23 protein-coding genes and 1 tRNA gene are annotated in these 21,546 nt (G+C 36.7%); 18 read left to right on the top strand and 6 right to left on the bottom strand.

Features of this window, described 5'->3' with window-relative positions; all coding sequences use genetic code 11:
- Positions 1-8 precede the first annotated feature (8 nt).
- From BMY21_RS02215 to BMY21_RS02190, 6 genes are all read right to left on the bottom strand, one after another.
- Positions 9-782, bottom strand: a complete 774-nt coding sequence (locus BMY21_RS02215; protein ID WP_074640461.1) for a hypothetical protein — start codon at positions 780-782, stop codon at positions 9-11.
- A 3-nt stretch (positions 783-785) separates the two neighbouring features.
- Positions 786-1,898: a tyrosine-type recombinase/integrase gene (locus tag BMY21_RS02210; protein ID WP_074640459.1), complete on the bottom strand. Its 1,113-nt coding sequence runs from the start codon at positions 1,896-1,898 to the stop codon at positions 786-788.
- Between the two features lie 96 nt (positions 1,899-1,994).
- A tRNA-Leu gene (locus BMY21_RS02205) sits at positions 1,995-2,078 on the bottom strand.
- 46 nt (positions 2,079-2,124) lie between these two features.
- Positions 2,125-2,541 carry a zinc ribbon domain-containing protein gene (locus BMY21_RS02200; protein WP_074640457.1) on the bottom strand — a complete coding sequence of 139 codons (417 nt, stop codon included), beginning with the start codon at positions 2,539-2,541 and terminating at the stop codon, positions 2,125-2,127.
- Positions 2,525-3,112, bottom strand: coding sequence for a hypothetical protein (locus tag BMY21_RS02195; RefSeq protein ID WP_074640456.1), 588 nt, complete (start codon positions 3,110-3,112; stop codon positions 2,525-2,527). The genes BMY21_RS02200 and BMY21_RS02195 overlap by 17 nt, the downstream gene beginning before the upstream one ends.
- Positions 3,112-4,095: a hypothetical protein gene (locus tag BMY21_RS02190; protein WP_074640454.1), complete on the bottom strand. Its 984-nt coding sequence runs from the start codon at positions 4,093-4,095 to the stop codon at positions 3,112-3,114. The genes BMY21_RS02195 and BMY21_RS02190 overlap by 1 nt, the downstream gene beginning before the upstream one ends.
- Positions 4,096-4,303: 208 nt before the next feature.
- Here BMY21_RS02190 and mfd point away from each other — a divergent pair, with 208 nt between their 5' ends.
- The 18 genes from mfd to BMY21_RS02105 all read left to right on the top strand — a co-directional run bounded on the left by mfd (position 4,304) and on the right by BMY21_RS02105 (position 21,378).
- Positions 4,304-7,939 carry a transcription-repair coupling factor gene (mfd, locus tag BMY21_RS02185; protein WP_074640452.1) on the top strand — a complete coding sequence of 1,212 codons (3,636 nt, stop codon included), beginning with the start codon at positions 4,304-4,306 and terminating at the stop codon, positions 7,937-7,939.
- A gap of 81 nt (positions 7,940-8,020) precedes the next feature.
- Entirely contained in the window at positions 8,021-9,451 is a 1,431-nt protein-coding gene (locus BMY21_RS02180; protein WP_074640451.1) for a DUF4932 domain-containing protein, read from the top strand.
- A 76-nt stretch (positions 9,452-9,527) separates the two neighbouring features.
- Complete coding sequence (ribD, locus tag BMY21_RS02175; protein ID WP_074640449.1) at positions 9,528-10,655, top strand: bifunctional diaminohydroxyphosphoribosylaminopyrimidine deaminase/5-amino-6-(5-phosphoribosylamino)uracil reductase RibD; 1,128 nt, start codon at positions 9,528-9,530, stop codon at positions 10,653-10,655.
- Complete coding sequence (locus BMY21_RS02170; protein ID WP_074640447.1) at positions 10,640-11,224, top strand: riboflavin synthase; 585 nt, start codon at positions 10,640-10,642, stop codon at positions 11,222-11,224. The genes ribD and BMY21_RS02170 overlap by 16 nt, the downstream gene beginning before the upstream one ends.
- Entirely contained in the window at positions 11,221-12,432 is a 1,212-nt protein-coding gene (locus BMY21_RS02165) for a bifunctional 3,4-dihydroxy-2-butanone-4-phosphate synthase/GTP cyclohydrolase II (protein ID WP_074640445.1), read from the top strand. The genes BMY21_RS02170 and BMY21_RS02165 overlap by 4 nt, the downstream gene beginning before the upstream one ends.
- 20 nt (positions 12,433-12,452) lie before the next feature.
- A complete protein-coding gene (gene ribH, locus BMY21_RS02160) occupies positions 12,453-12,920 on the top strand; it encodes a 6,7-dimethyl-8-ribityllumazine synthase (protein WP_074640443.1) in 468 nt (155 codons plus the stop codon).
- 112 nt (positions 12,921-13,032) lie between these two features.
- The gene (locus BMY21_RS02155; protein WP_074640441.1) at positions 13,033-13,377 is read left to right on the top strand and encodes a metal-sensing transcriptional repressor; all 345 of its coding nucleotides are present in this window, start codon (positions 13,033-13,035) and stop codon (positions 13,375-13,377) included.
- 14 nt (positions 13,378-13,391) lie between these two features.
- Positions 13,392-15,926 (top strand): heavy metal translocating P-type ATPase, encoded by a 2,535-nt coding sequence (locus BMY21_RS02150; RefSeq protein ID WP_074640439.1) that lies wholly within the window; start codon positions 13,392-13,394, stop codon positions 15,924-15,926.
- 244 nt (positions 15,927-16,170) lie between these two features.
- Positions 16,171-16,806 (top strand): DUF2589 domain-containing protein, encoded by a 636-nt coding sequence (locus tag BMY21_RS02145; protein ID WP_074640437.1) that lies wholly within the window; start codon positions 16,171-16,173, stop codon positions 16,804-16,806.
- A gap of 48 nt (positions 16,807-16,854) precedes the next feature.
- Positions 16,855-17,418, top strand: a complete 564-nt coding sequence (locus BMY21_RS02140) for a DUF2589 domain-containing protein (protein ID WP_074640435.1) — start codon at positions 16,855-16,857, stop codon at positions 17,416-17,418.
- A gap of 2 nt (positions 17,419-17,420) precedes the next feature.
- Positions 17,421-17,615, top strand: coding sequence for a hypothetical protein (locus tag BMY21_RS02135; RefSeq protein WP_074640434.1), 195 nt, complete (start codon positions 17,421-17,423; stop codon positions 17,613-17,615).
- Between the two features lie 3 nt (positions 17,616-17,618).
- Positions 17,619-18,062 (top strand): DUF2589 domain-containing protein, encoded by a 444-nt coding sequence (locus BMY21_RS02130; protein ID WP_074640432.1) that lies wholly within the window; start codon positions 17,619-17,621, stop codon positions 18,060-18,062.
- Positions 18,063-18,211: 149 nt separating this feature from the next.
- Complete coding sequence (locus BMY21_RS02125) at positions 18,212-18,850, top strand: hypothetical protein (RefSeq protein ID WP_074640430.1); 639 nt, start codon at positions 18,212-18,214, stop codon at positions 18,848-18,850.
- 127 nt (positions 18,851-18,977) lie between these two features.
- Positions 18,978-19,142: a hypothetical protein gene (locus BMY21_RS15740; protein WP_177177694.1), complete on the top strand. Its 165-nt coding sequence runs from the start codon at positions 18,978-18,980 to the stop codon at positions 19,140-19,142.
- Positions 19,143-19,258: 116 nt separating this feature from the next.
- Complete coding sequence (locus BMY21_RS02120) at positions 19,259-19,834, top strand: hypothetical protein (protein ID WP_074640428.1); 576 nt, start codon at positions 19,259-19,261, stop codon at positions 19,832-19,834.
- 48 nt (positions 19,835-19,882) lie between these two features.
- Positions 19,883-20,260, top strand: a complete 378-nt coding sequence (locus BMY21_RS02115; RefSeq protein WP_074640426.1) for a hypothetical protein — start codon at positions 19,883-19,885, stop codon at positions 20,258-20,260.
- Entirely contained in the window at positions 20,257-20,604 is a 348-nt protein-coding gene (gene tnpB, locus BMY21_RS02110; protein WP_074640424.1) for an IS66 family insertion sequence element accessory protein TnpB, read from the top strand. The genes BMY21_RS02115 and tnpB overlap by 4 nt, the downstream gene beginning before the upstream one ends.
- Before the next feature lie 114 nt (positions 20,605-20,718).
- The gene (locus BMY21_RS02105; protein WP_074640422.1) at positions 20,719-21,378 is read left to right on the top strand and encodes an HAD family hydrolase; all 660 of its coding nucleotides are present in this window, start codon (positions 20,719-20,721) and stop codon (positions 21,376-21,378) included.
- Positions 21,379-21,546: the final 168 nt, after the last annotated feature.

The following is a 21,546-nucleotide window of genomic DNA, read 5'->3' as shown; positions in this document are numbered from 1 at the left end:
AATGCTCCTTATTTTCCTTGTCTATATTTATCACGAAGTTTTGTGAGGACTCGAGCTTCTTTTTCATCGTAACACTGAACAATAGCAGGTTCAAGACCTTTTCTCATAGCCTCGAAGATCTGACTTATATATTTTTCCAAACGCTCCTTATCTTGCTGCGGAATCTTTTCAGAAACTTTTATAGCCTCTACACCTTGTATGTAAACTTTCTTGCCTTTTACTTCAATGTCAGGTCGTTTAATATCATTTGGTGCTTCAATTGCTTTTGTCTTAAATGAAGAATACCAAGCCTTGAAGTCACGCCATGAATCATTTACTAAGTGTTTAATTACAGCGTGTACATCACCAGATAATTCAGTAGCAAGTTCTGCTCTTGCAAGTTTACGGTTGTTTCCACTTGGGTCAAATCCCTGTCTCTCCAATTCTGCGTGATGCTGAATAAAGAACCTTGCGGAAGATAACTGTTCTGAAACATCGCGCGGGTCGATTCCGATGCGTTCTTGAGCCTGTTTTGCGTATTCATCCCAAAACAATCCTGAATCTGTGTATAATTCCTTGTTATAGATAACTGTGTATAAAATAATAGACGATAGCAACCAAGCCTTGTTTGAGAACTCGTTTAGGCTCTTAAGACCGTTTTCTACTTCCTCAAGGTTGTCTGTGTAGAACAAATCTTCTGCAGTCTGCTGAACAACACTTCCTTGTACTAGAGCGATTGCAGACTCTTTTGCAGTCTGTACTTCATCAAGAGATGCGTCGATAATTTTGTTAGTCCTTGGCATAAATTACTCCGTGATTATTCGGTATAGTTTCTCTTGTGCAGAGTAAACTTCCGAGAACATATCGGGTTTCCAATATGTGTAAAGGTTAGTCATTGAACTGTCTTTGTGTCCAATAACGGCACGTATTTTTGGTTCGGGCACATTTTCCGATTCCAAATAAGTATTGTAAAAATCTCTATTAGTATGTACTGTTAGTCCGCGAGATTTATAATCGATTCCGCAATAAGTGTAATTTTCTGTTAGGTTAGTGTAGAACGAGTTTATATTTAGAGGCTTACCAATGTTCTGACCTTCGTGATTTATGAACAAAAATCCTCTGCGTAACCGTAGTGTTTTCGCAAGTTCGGTAGGAATTGGTACGAAACGGCACTCATTAGTCTTTGTTGAGCCTAAACCGAACTGTCTTGAGTATGAGTGTTTTACGTCAATGTAGTTATCATGGATGTCTTCTGACTGAAGAGCGACTACTTCTGATATTCTCATTCCTGTAATTATATCTAGCAGAAATATAAGTTTGTTGTCATACCACCATTTTCCATTGTTGTACAAATCTCTTACTTCTTCGATAGTAAGTAATTCACGATGTTTCTTCTGAATTGTGCGGAATGACAGATTGTAGCAAGGATTGTTCTCGATTATTTCTTCATCTATGGCTTGCTTGAATATTAGGTTCAGTACAGTCTGTGCAGAGTTTACTGTTTTTGGAGACCATTTATCATTAGCCCAAATTACCCATTCTTTTACATCAGAACGCTTAATGGCGGTAATTTTATAATCAGAAAAAAAAGGAATAAGTTGATTCCGCAAGAACTTATCATAAGCCAACATTGTTTCGCGCGAGATCCGTTCTTTGTTCGCAACCTTCCACTTGTAGTAGCGAGAATGTTCAGAAAAGAAATCCTGTGTATATACAGAGAAAGATAATGAAGAATCCTTTTTGAAAGCACCTTCGTTGTACAGTTTTTGACAGAATCTTTTTGCAGAAGATATGGTAGTACAGCCAGTAGACTTAGCGGAAGAACGATGTCCTTTATCATCACGGAATTGGTAGTAATAAACAGTTTTACCAGAGGAAAGAGTTCGAGGAAATATTGTATAAGGTTCTGTAACTCTCATTTTGTCCGAGCACTCCAAAACAAGATTTGCTTACACTGTGCTGTCAATGCTCCTCACAAGTAGACTTAACTTATTGTATTCTAACGATTTAGCAAATACCCGAGAGGAGACTTGAACTCCTATGACCGTAAGGACACTTGGACCTGAACCAAGCGCGTCTACCAATTCCGCCACCCGGGCTAAAAATGTTATTAAATATTAACGAAATCGGGCTTTTTAGTCAAGATTACAGACAGCTGTATAAGCCAACACACAGAGCTGCAAGAATCAACAGACACACAATATAAACCCATACTGGCAATCCTGATTCAACATAACCGCCTCTCGAGGCATTATTTCTTCTGGAAAGACCTAAGAGACCGTTTACACCATATCTGTTTTTTCCTTTGTTTCTGCCATTTAAACCAGCACCAGAAAAATTATAATTTCCACGTGCTATATCAGAATCCGGATTTACAGCATATCCGCAGGTTGGACAACCGTTTTTGAAATCTTCATTACTGCCGATTCTTCCGCACTGAGGACATCTTACCGAGGCAAAAAACTTTCCACAGGTAGGGCAGGTTTTTGAGTTTCTTGGAACTTCTGAGCCGCAGCTTTCGCAGAAAAACTTGGCTTCTTTTGATTTAGATCTCTTTTTCATAATAGTCTTTTACATAAATACAGAAATTATCATCGTCATTCATTTTTAATTCACCACTAAACGATGAAACCTTATTTCCATCATACATGCTTATATATTTTATAAATTTATTTTCAACATTTTCCGGAGCAGTGTTGAACAAAATACAGTTTGTTTCCGGATAATATTTTGCATCATAAAATTTAAATCGACTGAGAGTTTCATTCAATGCAACTTCAACATTTACAAAAGCAGCAGGAGTCTTTTCATTCTGATTAAAGTTTTCTTCAAATGAAAGAATTCCCAAATCATATGCTTTTTTTGCATCTTCAGTAGAAAGAGGTTCTTTATCATAAAGATATAACTTTACATCATTTCCACCAATTCCACTCTGAACAAAACCGGCAAGAGTTTTCCAATGACGAGGATACTCCATTGCACTAAGTACAATTATCTCCGGCTGAATCTCTTCAATATTATCAAGAGCTTTGATAATCCATCTGTAATGGATTAAATCAAAGTCTTTTTCCTTAAGGAGAGGTGTTACATGATTGATTATTTCTTCTCTGTCTGAAATAACAAGTGCTTTCATTATTCTGTACCAAGATTTACAACAGTATAATCATAAATCTTCCAGATTCCTTCATGCTGTTTTACTTTATATGTATAACGTTTCTTTTCGCTGAAATTAGGGTACTTAAACCATTCAATTACAGTTACGCTTCCTTCTGTTGGAGAATAAGTTGTTTTTTCAATCTGGAAACTTTCTGGAACTGCAACGATATCATTTTCAATACGAGCCTGCATCAAATCACCCTTAAATGCCTGAATCATTCTAGAGCGCTCTTCAGCAGAAACTGTAATATACTTTTTCTTGAGGGAAGGATTTCTCTGAATCAAAGATTCAACATCCATGTACAGGAAGTACTGATCCCAGAGTGATTTCTGACGTGCAATAATTGTCTGTTCAACAACCTTATCAGGAGAAATGTTTTCAGGCTTTAAAAGTTCAACTGATTCATTCTTTACTGCTACAAAGTTTGAAGAAGCAGCAGATGGAGAAGGGCGAACTTCAAGAGTAAGTCTGTTTGATTTCAAAGTAAGATATTTTGATTTATAAAGTTCCGGATAGAAGAAAAGCTCAAGATAATAAACAGAAGGTTCTTCAACCTTAATGAAGTTCTTTACATTTTCAACGAAAGAATATTCTTCTCCCTGTTCAAGGGCAAGTTCACGGAAGTAAACAGTCTGATTTGTTGTACGCTTTTCAATAATATTTTCAGTCTGCTCAAGGCGGCTGTTCTTTACAGTATAAGCGTTGAAATCCATACTGAATGAACGATCATCTGCCAGCTTAAAACGCAGAGTTTCAGAACCATTATTTTTGATTGTGATATGCACAAATATTGGAGCTTCATCAGCATTTCCCGGGTAATAAACTGAGCGGTTATAATATTTGATTGAAACAGCAGCATTAGAATAATCTTGTACAGTACGCTCATCTTCGGCAAAAAGTGCTACTTGTCCAATAACAAAAAGAACTGATATAATAGAAAACAGTTTACGAATTTTCAACGTATTACTCCACTAAAAAGACAATGAGGAAATTTCAATTTCCGAATTGTCTTTTTAAGCACATTCGTAACAAAGTGAGAATGTGCAATATATATAAAGTTTGCAACGCAAACTTTGAAAGATAAAAACTGGCGACATTTCGACAGTTTTTATCTTACCCTTTAAAAGAAAGTTTTTTCTTTTACTATATAATCATCGGTAAATAAAAATGAAATCATTAACTTCTATAGACGAAATATTGCATAATCAGAGCGAAATCCGCAACACAGCACAGGCTTTTTTTGATGAAAACACTTCTTTTCCACTCAATATTGAAGGTTTGCACGGAAGCCTTTTCAGTCTCTTTACAGCAGAAGTTTGCCGTTCAAATCATGTAAAAGCGCTACAGGCTGCTCAGTATTCAGCCTCAAGCAAAAGCTCACCTTCGTATAAAGTATTTTCATCTGATCTGATTATCGTTGTTCCTACAGAAGCCGATGCCCGCGATATAGCCGGTGACTTTGCTGCCATTTATGAAGAAGCAGAAGTTCATATTTTCCCTGACTGGGGAACAGTTCCATACCGTCCTGCAGCACGCGGTTCAGTTACTTTTGGAAAACGTGCCGGAGTTCTTTCAAAACTGCTATCTAAAAAATCATCAATTCGGTTCCACGAAACTCCACGCATTTTCATTTTTACACAGCGAGCTTTTATGTCGCCGCTGCCATCTCCAGAATACCTGCAGAAGCTTTCTTTTAAGTTGAACAAGGGTGATAAACTTGATACTACAAATATTGCTCAGAAGCTTGCTGCAATGGGCTATACCCGCGTTCCAAAGGTAAATGTTCGCGGAGAGTTCAGTTTACGCGGTGAAGTTCTTGATATCTTCCTTCCGTGTGATGAACATGCCAGCCGTGTTATTTTTGATTTTGATGAAATTGAATCATTCAAAGAGTTTGAAGCAGATACACAGGCTACAGTAGGTTCAAAAAAAGATCTTTTAATTTATCCGACAAAGGAAGTACTGTGGACTCCTGAAATTATTGAAAAGGCCCGAGAGCGCATGGATGAATACCAGGCAACAGCCATCAAAGAAGATGGGGCTGGTACATCAGAATTTGCAGCATGCGCCGGCGTAGGTGCTCCAAGTGATTTTTCCGTACATCTTCCGCTTACAGAAACAGCCCAGGAATATCTCAAGAACCTTCTTACAGGCCTTAGCGTAAGTGGTGAAGCAGAGGGAGAAGAGTTCCTTTATCAGCTTGTAAGTGACAAAACTCATACACTTTTAGACTACATTGATGAAAACACCTTCGTGCTTTTCTTTAATTATGATAAGCAGGAAAACGCACGTCTTACAATAAACCGCGAGTATAACAAGCTTTACCGCACTTCAAGAGAGGAATATCCGGTTTTACCACCTGATATGGTTCTTTCTGATTACGGTAAACTCCTAGAAAATATCTCAAAGTGTATACTTTTTAGAACATTACAGAAGGCAGAGGAGACAGAATCTGCCGAAAAACACCAGATTTCTGCAGAGCCAGCCCGAAGTTTCTTTGGAAACATCAACTTTATGAAAGAGGAGCTCACAGAGCTTCAAAATGCAGGCTGGAATATCTTCATTTTTACTGATAATGAGAACCAGCAGCTTCGAATTCACGAAATTTTCAAGGATTTTGTCGATATTCAGGACGATGGAGTCGTTCATCCGGTTATTTTAATTCCAAAAGCAATATCTGCAGGTTTCCGTCTTCCAGATGCAAAACTCCTCGTAATTCAGGAAAATGAGATTTTTGGACGCCGACAGTATGTTCCAAAGTCTGTAAATAAAGCTAAATCTAAAGCAATTGATACTTTCGTAGAGCTTAATCCGGGCGATTATATTGTTCACGTAAACTGGGGAATTGGTCTTTTCCACGGAATTGAACGCGTAAAGGCAATGGGAAACGAGCGCGATTACATCAAACTTGAATATGCCGACAACGAATTTGCCTTTGTTCCGATTGAGCAGGTAAACCTTGTTCAGCGCTATATTGGAAACGAAGGCGATAAACCGCGCCTTGACCGCATTGGAAGTAAATCGTGGGAAAGCCGAAAGAACAAGGTAAAGCAGGCCGTAGAAGACATTGCCCAGAAGCTCATTGATTTGTACTCACGCCGACAGGCTTCTGTTGGTTTTGCATTCCCTAAAGAAACTGAATGGCAGGCTGCCTTTGAAGCCGCATTCCCTTATGAAGATACACCGGATCAGATTACAGTTACTGAAGAAATCAAAGCTGATATGGAACGTCCTGTTCCTATGGACCGACTTGTCTGCGGTGACGTTGGATACGGAAAAACTGAAATTGCCATGCGTGCAGCCTTTAAGGCAGTAATGGGTGGTAAACAGGTTGCATTCTTAGCTCCAACTACAATTCTTGCAGAACAGCATTACGAAAACTGTAAGAACCGTTTTAAGAACTTCCCGGTAAAGATTGAGCGCCTTTCACGCTTTGTTGCTACCGGCGAACAGAAAAAAATTCTTGCCCGCGTTGCAGAAGGTGATGTTGATATTCTTATTGGAACTCACAGAATCATTCAGAAGGATGTAAACTTTAAAAAGCTTGGACTTATGATTATTGATGAAGAGCAGCGCTTTGGTGTAAAGGACAAGGAAAAGCTTAAAGTGATGAAGAACAACATTGACTGTCTCACAATGTCTGCAACGCCAATTCCAAGAACTCTTCATATGAGTCTTTTAAAGATTCGTGATATGAGTCTTTTGACAACACCTCCGCAGAACCGTCAGCCGATTGAAACTGTCGTAGATGAATTTACAGACGACCGCATTACTCAGGCGATCAGACGCGAAATTGAGCGCGGCGGCCAGGTCTTCTATTTACACAACCGTGTTGAATCCCTTCAGGAAATCCGCCGTAAAGTTGAAACTCTCGTACCTGAAGTTCTCGTTGACGTTGCTCACGGCCAGATGACCAGCACACAGCTCGAAGAAATCTTCCATCGCTTTAAGATGGGCGGTTTCCACGTGCTCATTGCAACTACTATTATTGAAAACGGAATTGATATTCCAAACGTAAATACAATCATTATCGACCGCGCCGACATGTACGGTGTCTCACAGCTTTACCAGCTCCGCGGTCGCGTTGGACGAAGCGACCGTCAGGCTTATGCATATCTTTTATACCCGGAAAATAAAGCACTTTCCGAAGTCGCTATGAAACGCCTTCAGGTAATCAGCGACTTTACCGAGCTTGGAAGCGGCTTTAAAATTGCAATGAAAGATATGGAAATCCGCGGGGCCGGAAACCTTCTTGGCCGCGACCAGAGCGGTGACGTATACTCAGTCGGCTTTGATATGTATGTACGCCTTTTGAATGACGCTGTAAACCGCCTTGCTCTTCAGAAGGACTACAAAGAACAGACCGAAGTTCTTATGGAAATGGAGTATACCGGATTTATCCCGGACACATACATCATCAATCCGCAGATCAAAATGGAAATCTACAAGAAGATTGCAGCTGTTACCGACGATGCAGAATTCGACGCAGTACTTGCCGAACTTGCTGACCGATTTGGTCCGATACCGGAAGAAGTTTCAAGCTTACTCGCCCTTGCCGAAATCCGCATTATCTGCCGCAAACTCAGCATAAAATCAATCAAGGAACGCCAGGGAGAAGTTGCGGTTGAGTTCCAGCAGGTTTCAAATATCTCAATTGATAAAATCCTCAAACTCATTAAGGACAATCCGAACTCGGTTCGTCTCAATCAGAAACTACCGAACGTTCTTTTTATCAAACTTGGAAAAATCGGCTTAAAGGAAAAGTCAGAGTTCATACGAGAAAAACTTAGCCAGCTGGCATAATTTCATTTTGTATTGTAACTTTACAAATCTGAAATCATTTAAATTTAAAAATACAAATTAAAAAATTGGAGAAACAAAAAAATGAAAAAAACTATCCTCTCGTTTTTACTGCTGAGCAGTTTAGCAGTATCGTCACTTGCCGCTAAAACTTCAGATTCTGAATACAAAATCGAAATCAACGACAAGATTACAATTGGAACCAGCAGAGCTTATGAGTGTGTTGCCACAATTGCGCACCTTGCTGACTTTCCTGAATTCAATGTCAAAGATTATTCAGATGATTTTGTTAATTATGATGAATATTTTAATAAGTATCTGAATAATCAGGATGTTGCAAAGGCAATCCTATATTTTCAAAAGCTGAAACAACAAAACGGCTTTGCCTATGATTCAGTCGCAAGTGTAGGAACATATCTTTCTGATGACTGTCACTCATTCAGGACTTCACTTAAAAATGTAAAAAAATATCTGGAACCAAGAGCTGGAGATCCTAAAAAAATAAAAGAAGTAGTTTCGGCTTTTTATGATGCAACAGATTTTGATACTTTTTATCAGTCTCAAATGCCTGCCTATGAAAAAGCATTACTGCCTCTATATTCCAAAAAGGATGAACTGATAAAAGGTGTTGAATGCTTTGAAAGTTATTATAAAACTAACGTCAGTAAAATAACTATTACAGTTAGTGTATTAAACGGAAATAATGGATATGGTACAAGTTTTAATGATGGTAAGAATCTTTATTTTGAACCAAAATTATGTCCTGGGTATACTGAGAATTTCATATTTCATGAATTATCACATCCGCTTTCAAATCCTTTAGTAGATAAAATTGTAAAAAACAAAGTTATTATGGACTATGTAGAAGCTGATTTCCAGGGTGCAAAAAAACATAAGATGGCAAGCATGGCATATCCAACTACTAAATTTTATCTTTATGAACTTTTCAACAGAGCAAATACAATGAATATTCTGAAAGGCTTTTGTGATACTTCTTATATTACAAAAGAGATGCTAAGAGATAAACAGGATCGTTTTGATGAAATTTTTGAAGTTGTAGAGTTATTAGATAAATATAGACTTGGGGATTATAAAAATATTGATGCCTTCCTGCCTGAACTTGAAAAAGGCTTTATTGAAATTCTAAAAGCAAAACAAGCAAATCCTGTAGAGGATAATTTTTATAATGTATTATCTCCTGATGAAACTTCATCTTTTGAAGTCTTTGGAAAAACTTATAAAGCAGAATATTGTGGTAGTCAGGATCTCACCGGTTTTCAGGATTTTGTACTCAGAAAATACTGGCGTCTGGAAGATGCATATAATGATGTAAAAGAAGTACAGACAATTGATATTCTGCCATACAATAACTATCCGTTCCCGGTAGAAGCTGGAGAAGTCTTTAGAATTGAATATTTGAGGGAAAATGGAAAAAGCTTTTTTGAATATGAGAGAGCTGATGAAAACGATTATATTGATGGCGAACCAGTCACAAGAGGTTTTTACTTAGAATAATTACTAAAAACACTTGAAATAATCTTTAGTTTGATATAAAACTATTCTTATGCAAGAAAGTTTTATATCAAACTATATGCAATCAGCAATTGAACTGGCTCTGAAAGGCAAGGGATATGTAAATCCGAATCCTCTTGTTGGAGCTGTAATTGTCAAAGACTGTAAAATAATAGGCAAAGGATATCACGAACGTTTTGGAGAAGCACACGCAGAACGTAATGCAATCTTAAATGCAATTAAGACTTCCGGAGATGAAAACATTTGCAGGGGAGCTTCACTTTTTGTAACACTTGAGCCTTGCTGTCATCAGGGAAAACAGCCGCCATGTACACAAATCATAATTGAAAGTGGAATTGCAGAAGTATACATCGGTTCTGCAGACCCGAATCCTCTTGTAAACGGACAAGGGGTAAAACTTCTTCGTGAACATAATATAAAAGTTTTTGAAAATATACTTCGCGATGAATGCGATAAAATCAATCCTTATTTTTTTCATTACATAAAAACTAAAAGACCTTTTGTTACACTCAAATACGCAATGAGTCTGAACGGAACTTCTATTATTAAACATGGGAATAAGCAGATTTCCGGCCCGGTTTCTATGACAGAAGTTCATAAAACCCGCAGCGAAGTTATGGGCATTATGGTGAGCAGTAAAACTGTAAATACAGATGACTGTCTTCTGACAAACAGACTTGCGGAAAATACACATCAGCCGGTACGGATTATTCTTGATAAGGGACTTAAGATTAAGATGAGGGCGAGAGTTCTTAAAACTAAGGATGGGAAAGAGGAGTTTACAGATATCTCAAAACCAGCTGCACGCCAGTCCGCGCCGGTAATCATCTTTTATCACAAAATGAGGGCTTTTAAAGTCCGAAAGTTCGCGGCAATGCATGACGTGGAATTGATAAGAACTCCGCTTTGCCAGAGACATCTGGATCTGGACTTTGTTTTGGGAGAACTCGGTAAACGGGGATTTGACAGCATCCTTGTAGAAAGCTCAGGAAAACTTGCACAGGCCCTCATATCAAAAAATCTTGTAAATAAACTTCAAGTTTATGTTGGTTCAAATTTTATAAGTGAAAACTTCCGTTCAAAAATCACAAGTACACCGCAGGTAAAACTTTTTGACAGCGACACCTTAATTGAGTTTTCAGAAAATCCCGCAATGAGCGGAGGTAAGTTATGTTCACGGGAATAGTTGAAGAAATCGGAACTGTCACTGCAATCAGAAAAACCGGAAACGCAATCAGACTCGGAATCAGAACAGGAATTACCTTTGATGACTTAAAAACCGGAGACAGCCTTTGTGTAAACGGAGTCTGCCTCACAGTTACAAGCCTTCAGAACAATAAGGTTGTTTTTGCAGATGTAAGCCCTGAAACAATCAGAAAGACAGAATTTTCTCAGCTCAAAACCAATTCAAAAGTAAATCTTGAACGGGCAATGCTCAACAACGGAAGATTCGGAGGACATTTTGTTACTGGCCATATTGATGGAACTGCAACGCTTTTAAAAATCACCCGCGAAGATAATTCCTTTATTTACACCTTTGGCTGTTCCAAAGAAATCACAGAGGGCATTGTAAAAAAAGGCTCAATTACGGTAAACGGCATTTCACTTACAATTGCAGATTTTACCGACACAAGTTTTTCTGTGGCAATAATTCCTCACACAATTCAAAACACAAACCTGCAGTTTTTGAAAACTGGAGACAGCGTAAATATTGAATGCGACATTCTTGGAAAATACATCAGGAGAAAAATATGAATTACAAATTAAATACTGTTGAAGAAGCCCTGGAAGATTTAAGGGCTGGTAAGCTGATAGTTGTAATCGATGACGAAAGCCGCGAAAACGAAGGCGACTTAATCTGTGCAGCAGAAACAGCAAGCCCTGAAAACCTGAACTTTATGGCTAAATATGGCCGGGGTTTAATCTGCGTGCCAATGACAGCGGACTTTGCAAAGAGATTCGACTTAAATCCTATGACAAGCCGTAACACAGATAATCACGAAACAGCTTTTACAGTAAGTATTGATCATAAAGATACTACAACCGGAATTTCAGCTTACGACAGAAGCCTTACTGCAAGAATGCTTGTAAATCCGGAATCTAAGCCGGAAGATTTCCGCCGCCCGGGACACATGTTTCCGCTTGTTGCAAAAGAAGGCGGGGTACTTGTAAGAAACGGCCACACAGAAGCAACAACAGATTTATGTAAGCTTGCAGGCTTTCAAAGCTGTGGACTCTGCTGCGAAATTATGGAAGAAGACGGCCATATGATGCGGCTTAAACAGCTTATGGAACTTTCTCTAACCCATAACCTCAAAATCATTTCGATTGAAGATTTAATTTCTTACAGAAAGAAATCCGAACAGATTATCGAAAAGCAGGCACAGGCAAAGCTTCCCACAAAATACGGCAACTTTAATATGTCCGGTTATAAAAATAAATACACCGGAGTTGAGCATGTTGCCCTTTGGATGGGAGATCTTACAACAAAAGAAAGTGTTTTGTGCCGCGTTCATTCTGAATGTATGACTGGAGATACTTTTGGATCCCTTAAGTGTGATTGCGGCCAGCAGCTTGAAGCAGCCTTAAGAAAAATCAGTTTAGAAAACAGGGGAGTGTTAGTTTATCTTCGTCAGGAAGGTCGTGGCATTGGTCTTATAAATAAGATTAAAGCGTATTCTTTGCAGGAACAGGGCTTAGACACAATTGAAGCAAATCTTAAACTTGGATTTGCGCCGGACCTCCGCGATTATACGGAAGGAGTACAGATTCTTAGAGACCTCGGAATTTCTAAAATCAGATTGATGACAAATAACCCGGATAAGGTAGATTCCTTCCAGGTGGAATCCAGCGGAATCACAATTATAGAAAGAGTTCCTCTGGAAATACCGTCAAATCCAATAAACAGAAATTATCTGATGACAAAAAAAATCAAAATGGGCCATAAGCTCACAAACCTATAAATATTTCAGGAGTAATCAAAATGAAAATTATCGAAGGAAATGTAGTTGCAGAATCAGAAAAAGTAAAAATCGGAATCATTGCTTCAAGATTCAACGATTTTGTTGTAGGCCGCCTTGTAGACGGTGCTCTTGACGGCTTAAAGCGCCACAACATCAAAGAAGAAAATATCACACTGGTAAAAGTTCCGGGAGCTTTTGAAATCCCTGTAATTGCAAAAAAAATGTCGGAACAAAATCAGTATGATGCAATCATCTGCCTTGGAGCAGTAATCCGCGGTGCAACATCGCATTATGATTATGTCTGCAATGAAGTATCAAAAGGAATTGCACAGGTTTCGCTGGAAGCCGGAATCCCGGTTTTATTTGGAGTTCTTACAACAGAAAACATTGAACAGGCTGTAGAACGTTCCGGCTCAAAAGCAGGCAATAAGGGAACAGAATGTGCTCTCGCTGCAATTGAAATGATTAATGTAATCAAAAATCTATAAATATAATATATATTAAATTGTGTACAACACATATTGACACATACCCCCAGGAGGTATATACTCATACTAAAAGGTATACCCCTTGGGGGTATAGTATTTTATGAGGTGAAATATGTCAAAAGCTTGTTGCCATGAAGAAAATCACAAAGCAGAAACAGAAAGCTGTCCATACTGTTCTGGAAAACACAAGGAAAGAACTGATACGGAATATAAAGATTTAATGAACCGTCTGAAACGAATTGAAGGTCAGGTGCGTGGGGTAGAGGGAATGGTTGAAAACGGAGCCTATTGCACAGATATTCTTATGCAGGTTTCTGCAATCACTTCTGCACTCAACAGCTTTAATAAAGTTTTACTCGGTAATCACTTACGGACTTGTGTTGCCGAAAATATCCGTTCAGGAAATGATGAGATTATTGACGAGCTGGCAAGTACACTTCAGAAACTGATGAAATAAAAGGAGATCTTTGAATGGAACAATATAATGTAACAGGTATGAGTTGTGCTGCATGTCAGACAAGAGTAGAAAAAGCTGTCAGTGCAGTTCCTGGTGTTAATAGTTGTGCTGTCAGTCTTCTTACAAACTCAATGGGTGTTGAAGGAACTGCTTCACCAGAATTAATAATCAAGGCTGTTGAAGAAGCTGGTTATGGAGCAAACCTAAAACAATCAGGATCAAAAACATCAAAACCAGATTACTCAGAAAGTCTAAAAGACACAGAGACTCCAAAAATGAAGAAGCGTCTTATTGCCTCTGTAATTCTTTTGATTCCACTGATGTATGTTTCAATGGGACATATGATGTGGAACTGGCCGCTTCCTTCTTTTCTTGACGGAAACCATGTTGCAATGGGCTTATATGAACTTTTGATTTCAGCCCTTGTTATGATTATTAATCAGAAATTTTTTATTAGTGGCTTCAAAGGATTGATACATAAATCTCCTAATATGGATACACTGATTGCCTTGGGAGCCACAGCATCTTTCGGCTATAGTGTTTTTGCACTTTTTGCAATGACTGATGCAGTTTTACATAATCAGTCATATCAGATTATGTATTACATGAATCAGTTTTACTTTGAATCTGCAGCAATGATTCTTACTCTTATCACAGTAGGAAAAATGCTGGAAGCAAAATCAAAAGGAAAAACCACAAATGCACTCAAAGCTCTTATGAAGCTTGCTCCGGAAACTGCAGATCTTCTGATTGATGGTAAAGAGCAGACAGTTTCAATTGATGAGGTAAAGGTTGGAGATCTTTTTGTTGTTCGCCCTGGAGATAAGATTCCTGTAGATGGAATAGTTACTGAAGGACAGAGTGCAGTAAATGAATCTGCAATAACAGGAGAAAGTGTCCCGGTTGAAAAACAAACTGGTGATAAAGTAACTTCTGCAACAATAAATACTTCAGGTTATATGGTATGTCGTGCAACACGAGTTGGAGAAGATACGACACTTTCTGAAATCATTAAAATGGTTAGTGACGCAGCAGCAACAAAAGCACCAATCGCAAAAATTGCAGATAAGGTTTCTGGTATTTTTGTACCGGCTGTAATCGGTATTGCAGTTGTCACACTTGCAGCATGGTTAATTGCAGGTCAGAGTTTCGGGTATGCAATTGCGCGTGCTGTTTCTGTACTTGTTATCAGCTGTCCTTGTGCACTTGGACTTGCAACTCCTGTAGCCATTATGGTAGGAAATGGAATTGGTGCTAAATCTGGCATTCTGTTTAAAACTTCTGCAGCACTTGAACAGGCAGGTCGTACACAAATTATTGCTCTGGATAAAACCGGAACTATTACAACTGGAATTATGAAAGTAACAGATGTAATTGCAGCAGATGGAATCTCCAATTCTGATTTACTCTCTGTTGCATATTCTCTCGAATCAAAGAGTGAACATCCTATTTCTAAGGCAATTGTAGAATACAGTAAAAATGCGGAAACAGTTTTTTCTGAAACAACAGATTTTAAGGCTATTGCAGGAAACGGACTTAAAGCAATCGTAAATGGTAAAAACTGTTTTGGTGGAAATATAGATTTTATAGGAAAAGAAACTACTGCAGATATCAGTTCTATCAAAACAAAACTTACAGAACTTTCTTCGCAGGGAAAAACACCAGTTTTATTTACAGAAGAGAATAAGCTTCTTGGTATTATTGCAGTTGCAGATACAATAAAAGAAGATTCCCCGGAAGCAATTCTGCAATTAAAGAAAATGGGAATTCATGTTGTTATGCTTACTGGTGATAATATAACAACAGCCAACGCAATTGGTAAGCAGGCTGGGGTAGATGAAGTTATTGCTTCTGTAAAACCCGAAGGTAAAGAAGCTGTAATTCGTGAACTAATGAAGCATGGTAAAGTGACTATGGTTGGAGACGGTATAAATGATGCTCCGGCACTTACAGCTGCAGATCTTGGAATTGCTATTGGCGCTGGAACAGATGTTGCTATTGATGCTGCTGATGTTGTTCTCATGAAAAACTCATTAATGGATGTAGCTGCTGCAATCCGTATTTCCCGAGCAACATTACGTAACATTCATGAAAATCTCTTCTGGGCATTCTTCTATAATGTTATCGGAATTCCACTGGCTGCCGGTTGTTATGTAGCAGCTTTCGGCTGGACACTAAATCCAATGTTCGGAGCTGCAGCAATGGGGCTTTCAAGCTTCTGTGTTGTTACAAATGCATTGCGTTTAAACTTCATAAAAGTTTATAACTCAATAAAAGATAAATCAGTAAAGAATCCCGTTCAGGGAAATCTTATAGAACAAACAAATCTTAACAAGGAGAACACTATGAAAATCAAAGTAAATGGAATGATGTGCGAACACTGCGAAGCCCATGTAAAAAAAGCCCTCGAAGCAATTGATGGAATTACATCTGCAACTGCTTCTCATGAAGAAAATCTCGTTACTCTCGAAGTCACAAAAACTATAGACGAGGAAATTATCAAGGCCGCTGTTACTGAAGCTGGCTATGAATTCGCAGGAATTTACTAAAATATTAGACAAAATATGACAAATGTCACTTTTATAAGTGAAATTCTATAACATTTTAAGCAAAGGTCATAAAAAGTATAAAAAAATTGTGCGGTTTTGTTGCTTCTTTTTTAATTTTTATGTGCTGATTGTGTGCTTGGTATATTGTAAACTCCAATCATCATCAAAGCACTTTTAAGGGTTGTTAACCCTAAAAAATAATAAAAAATTAATTCTGAAACAGAATTAAAAAAAAGGAGAGCATATGCCAAACAATGCTTTAGGAATTGCACAGCAATTTTCAGGTTTACCAATGGAGGATCTTATCGGTGGCCCGTTAAATGCTGTAACAAAAGCCAATGCCCAGATGGGAATTTCACAAACTCATTATTTACTTGATACTTGTTTCAATTATGATGAGCAAACGAAGAATTACACCCCTATAATGATTCAAATGTCGTTATCTAGGGGTGTTATAAGTTATGATGATGCTGGAGAAGCAAAGATTGAAAATCTTGAAACGAAATTCGATCTACCTCTATTAACAATCATTCCTATAAACTCATTGGGAGTTGATTCAACATCAATTCACTTCGAGATGGAAGTAAAAACAAGTTCATCTGAAACAGAAAAAGAAGAATCAAAAAAGAAAACAGATGCAGAAGCCACTCTTGAAGGAAAGGCTGGCTGGGGTCCATTCAGTGTTTCAATTTCAGGTAAAGTAAGTTATTCATCAGAAGATTCTAGAACACATGATACACATTATGAGAATTCAAATTCAGCAAAGTATTCAGTTGATGTTCATGCTGGTCAATTACCTTTACCTAGAGGTGTAAATACAATAATTGATGCATTCTCACAGAATATTTCACCTATTGAAATTCCTAAACCGCAACAATAAAAAAATACTCCAAAAAAAAATACTGAGGAGATTAATTTTTAAGAAAAGATGGAAAAAAATAAAATTTTATTGAAAGATAGATTTTATACTCCACCTGTAACCTCTGGGCAAAACATAGAGTCGATGATAAGTGCACCATTAAATGCAATTTCAAAGGCTAACTGTGTAATGCTCAGTGGTCAGGCACAATATATACTTGAATACTGTTTTAATGCAACAAGAATTGGTAACGACATTATATATAAGCCTGTATTAATTGATATGGAAATTAGTGACAGTGAAGGAAACAGCCTTGTTTTTCAAGTACCTTTGCTTAGTATTCTTCCAATGAATAATATTGCCATTGATAATGCTAAGATTGATTTCAATATGGAAATTACTACAGTTGTAAATCATAAGGGAGAAAAAAACAATAAGGCAGATCCTGATCTTATAAAAAATAAAGCTTACATTGGTGCAAAATATTCCAATCAAAATGATAAAACAGATACAAAAAGTAATATGGCGGTAAGTATAGAAGCTAAACAAATTCCTCTTTCAAGAGGAATAACAACAATTCTGGATATTTATACAAAAAATATAAATCCAAAACAGATTAAGGAGAAAGAATAAATATGGAAAATACACAGATTAACTGTCCTGTTTGTCAGACACCTATTAGAATTGAAGTATATTCACTTTTGAGCGGTGTAAAGTTTTCATGTCCTAATTGCAGTGCTACAGTTGGATTATGTCAAAGCAGTTATTCAAAAGTTGAAACTGCAATGACAAAATTTGAAGAATTAAAGGTTAAGGCGGGAAGGGCATAATAAATGAAATTAGAAGATTTCTTAAAAATTCTTCATACAGCAGTAAATTATGCATCAGACTCACTTATGAAAAATAATCTGGAACTTTTTGAAACTTATTTCAATAAATCTAAATCCAGTCAAACAAATGAAGAATATTTTACTCCAAAAACTATAAAAATGGATTATCCCGTTGTAGGAGAAAATAATACGATTGAACAAAAACAACTGGAAGTTCCGCTTATAACACTTGTTCCTGTAAGATCTTCAAAAATTGAAAAAGCAACATTCAATTTTGAATTTCAAATTGATGAAAAGGATGATAACGTAAGTGTTTCTTTCAATAAGGGAGTGTTCGGCAACGGAGCCAACTGTAAGATGGAATTAACAATCGTACCTGATGAAAATCCAAATGGTATCGATTGCTTAATTGATAAATATAACAAGATTTTAGACAATCAGGGGTAATTAACAATTCTGTTAATTTAAGATAGCAATGAACAAAAATCGAGGTTTGTTTTTCAAATGAAAACACATTGGAAATATTCCTTATTTTTGTAGAAGCATATAGAAAGAGAGTTACTTAATTGTAACATAATTATACGGAGGAATTTATAATGATTGAATTGAATAATATAAGGTTTATTAGTACAGTTCCTGACCCACATTTAGCACAACCAATTAGAACTGGAAATTTAAATGGATATCCATTTATTATGAATACAGGAAAATGTTATTTTTATGAGGATAATACAACAGGAAAATGTGAACAGGCAGAATTAGTCCAATATACAGCTAACGCATTTTGTACCCGTTCAGAAGAATCAATACTTAGATGTTGTATGTCATGGGGATATACTGGATGTATGTTTATTGTCGAAAGAAAAGCAAATGGTAGTCTAATTGCATACCATCTAACTTTACCAGGAGGTGAAACTTCAAAAAAAAATAAAATAGCAATGTCATATTACATTTATACAGAAATTATTAATCATCAATCATCATTTTGGGGAATTACTCCAACATTATTATTTAATCCAAATAAACTTCCGGAAAAAATGTGGGCAGGAAAAGATGAAAACAATAAGTTTAGAACAGTTATGGCAATATCTGATAATCTTAAGAATATGGTTGTTGTTAAGGCTGTTTATGCAAACACCTATCCAAATATAATATTTGAAGTTAATGAAATTATAAATGTAGGAAATAATAGATTAGACAATTGGGATTTGTTTAGGTATTTACAGCAGGGGTAATAATTTTATATAAGGAAGTTTTCTAAAGAAAATACTCTTACACAAGAAGGGGGCTTCTTTAGCAAATGTTATCAATTGGAATATAAAACAAAACAGCTTAGCTAAAAAATAAAAAGGGAAGTTTATTATGTCTTATACACTAACAAAACAAAGCATGCCTACTATTAATAATATTGAAATATTGGATTTAACTACATTATCAATAGCTGAATTTCGGGAAAAACTTCTTTCACGTTATAATTATTTAAGGGTCAAACTTCAAGATGTTCCAAATAAAATAATTGCTTTATAAAAACAGAAAATGCTTACCTTGAAGGTATAATATATGATGATTTATATTATGAAATATCTCCAAAAAAATATCAAGATTCTGCACAAGAATTATTATCATTAAAAAAACTTAACTTTATGAAACAAGGGGTACCAAAATTCTTGTCAGACCAACTTTTTTATAACTTAACATATTTATCTGAACAAGCTAGATTTTCTTTTTTGGAAAATGTATATAATATTAAGCATAATCAAATAGCAGGTTTTCTTAAAGGTGGATGGCAAATTTGTCAAGACTATTTTTTTCCTAAAAAAAGATTCTCATTCAGTTTAGAAGATGCATTGTACGCTTATACAAACTTAATTTGCTGCGCAATAGAAAGGGCTATTAATTCTAATGATATTAAAGATTTTCCTAATTATTGCTGGGGTGATATAAATGAATTTATAATGTGTGTAAAAAATACTTCAATAAATACAAAACCATTAAATAAATGGATTAATGAGCATAAAAATAATAATTTAACTGACAATACTAACAGGACTGTTTTTGAATTATTAAAATACATATTGCGAAACAATCAAATATATTCTATTGAGTTAAAAGATTTTATAAGTAAAATAGGTAAGATATGGAAAGACAATGAGATAAATCATCTAAAATACCAAGATTTTATTGACATGTTAGGTAAGCGTCTAATTATCACCACCTAAAATAAATCAAATTTACATAATAGAATGGTCTCCAGAACGGAGGCCATTTTGAATTTATTCGAGACAAAAGCAAAAAGAGAAGTCTGGTTAGACAGATTTGCAGCATCAAATCTGTCCATAGATAATTTTTGCGAACTAAATCACATCAAAAAAGAAACAATCACAAAAGCCATTGATGAGAAAATGTCATCATACAGGGATCAGAATCCACCTAAACAACCTGCAGTAAAAATTTCAGATTTTGTTGAAGTAGAAGCTGCTACAGAACCAGTAATCGAGAAGTTTCAGATTATTGATGATGAACCATGCTACGAAAAGCCTGCAGAAATGATAATCGTAAAACTTGGAAAGGCAGTTATTGAACTACCTTCTACAATAGGAAAAGGACAGTTACAGACAATCTTAAAGGCGGTGATTGAGTTATGAAATTTGACTTAACAAACACAAGAATATTCCTTAGACCAGGAGTAACAGATCTAAGAATCTCAACAGATGAACTTTTAAATTTAATAAAAAACATTATGGAAAAAGATCCGTTAAGTGAGGCTGTATTCCTGTTCTGTAACAAACGTAGGAATATCTTAAAAGCAATATGGTGGGATAAAACCGGATTCTGGACAGCGCAAAAGAAACTTGAAAAGCATAGATGGCCATGGCCAGAAAACAAAGAATCTGTAAATGAAATCAATTCAAGACAGATGGCAATGTTGTTAACTGGAATTGACTTTACAAAGATGCATGAAGAACTTCATTTCGAGAAATTTGCGTGATATAATGGAATAACCAAACAAACAGAAATTGTTATGTTTAAGACAGGTATAACGACCGGCAATTTTTGGAGGGTCGTCAACCGAAGATTATGCTATAATTTTTTTTAGAAAAAAATGTGTATAGAATGGTTATTTTTTGATGTGGGAAACACACTGGTTGATGAAAGTAAGGCTTACGAAACCAGACTTCTGGAAGCGGCTGCTTTAATCGGTAAACCTTATGAACTGATTCAGGAAGAAGCTCTGGAGTTTTACAGACAAAACGATAAGGGCGATCTGGCGGTAATGGACAAATATGGAATTCCAAAGCCAAAATGGCCTAAAGAAGACGAGCGTTTGTATCCAGAAACTGTTGAAGTTTTAAAAGCTTTAAAAGCAAAATATAAAATTGGAGTAATTGCAAATCAAAGTTTAGGAACTGCGGCTCGTCTGCAGGCATGGGGTATTCTGCAGTTTATTGATCTGGTGATTGCTTCTGCTGAAGAAGGGGTTTCAAAACCCGATCCACGGATTTTTGAAATTGCTCTTGGGCGGGCTGACTGCAAAGCTGAACATGCGGTTATGATTGGTGACAGAATCGATAATGATGTTGTTCCTGCTAAGAAAATGGGAATGAAAACTGTGTGGATTCGACAGGGGGGCGGTGGGTTATGGCAGTTACAGGGACCAGAGCAGCAGCCAGATTTCACTGTTGATAATCTTGGGGAACTGGTGAAGATTTTTTGTATGACGACCGGCAATTTTTGGAGGGTCGTCAACCCTAATAGAGATTGATTTAAATATGGGATAAAAAAAATTGGTTGATGGAACAGGAAATCCATCTGCGATATGAACGTATCACGCATTTCTAAGTACCGACACGCGGTCAAGCCGCGTGCGATTTAAATGCATGTTATCCCCATCAATACGAATTGATTTAAAAACTGCTCATATTTTCAATAA

The organism is Treponema bryantii (assembly GCF_900111035.1).
GTDB classification, from domain to species: domain Bacteria; phylum Spirochaetota; class Spirochaetia; order Treponematales; family Treponemataceae; genus Treponema_D; species Treponema_D bryantii_C.
Note: the sequence above shows the minus strand (reverse complement) of the source record. Positions and strands in the feature narration are given on the sequence as shown.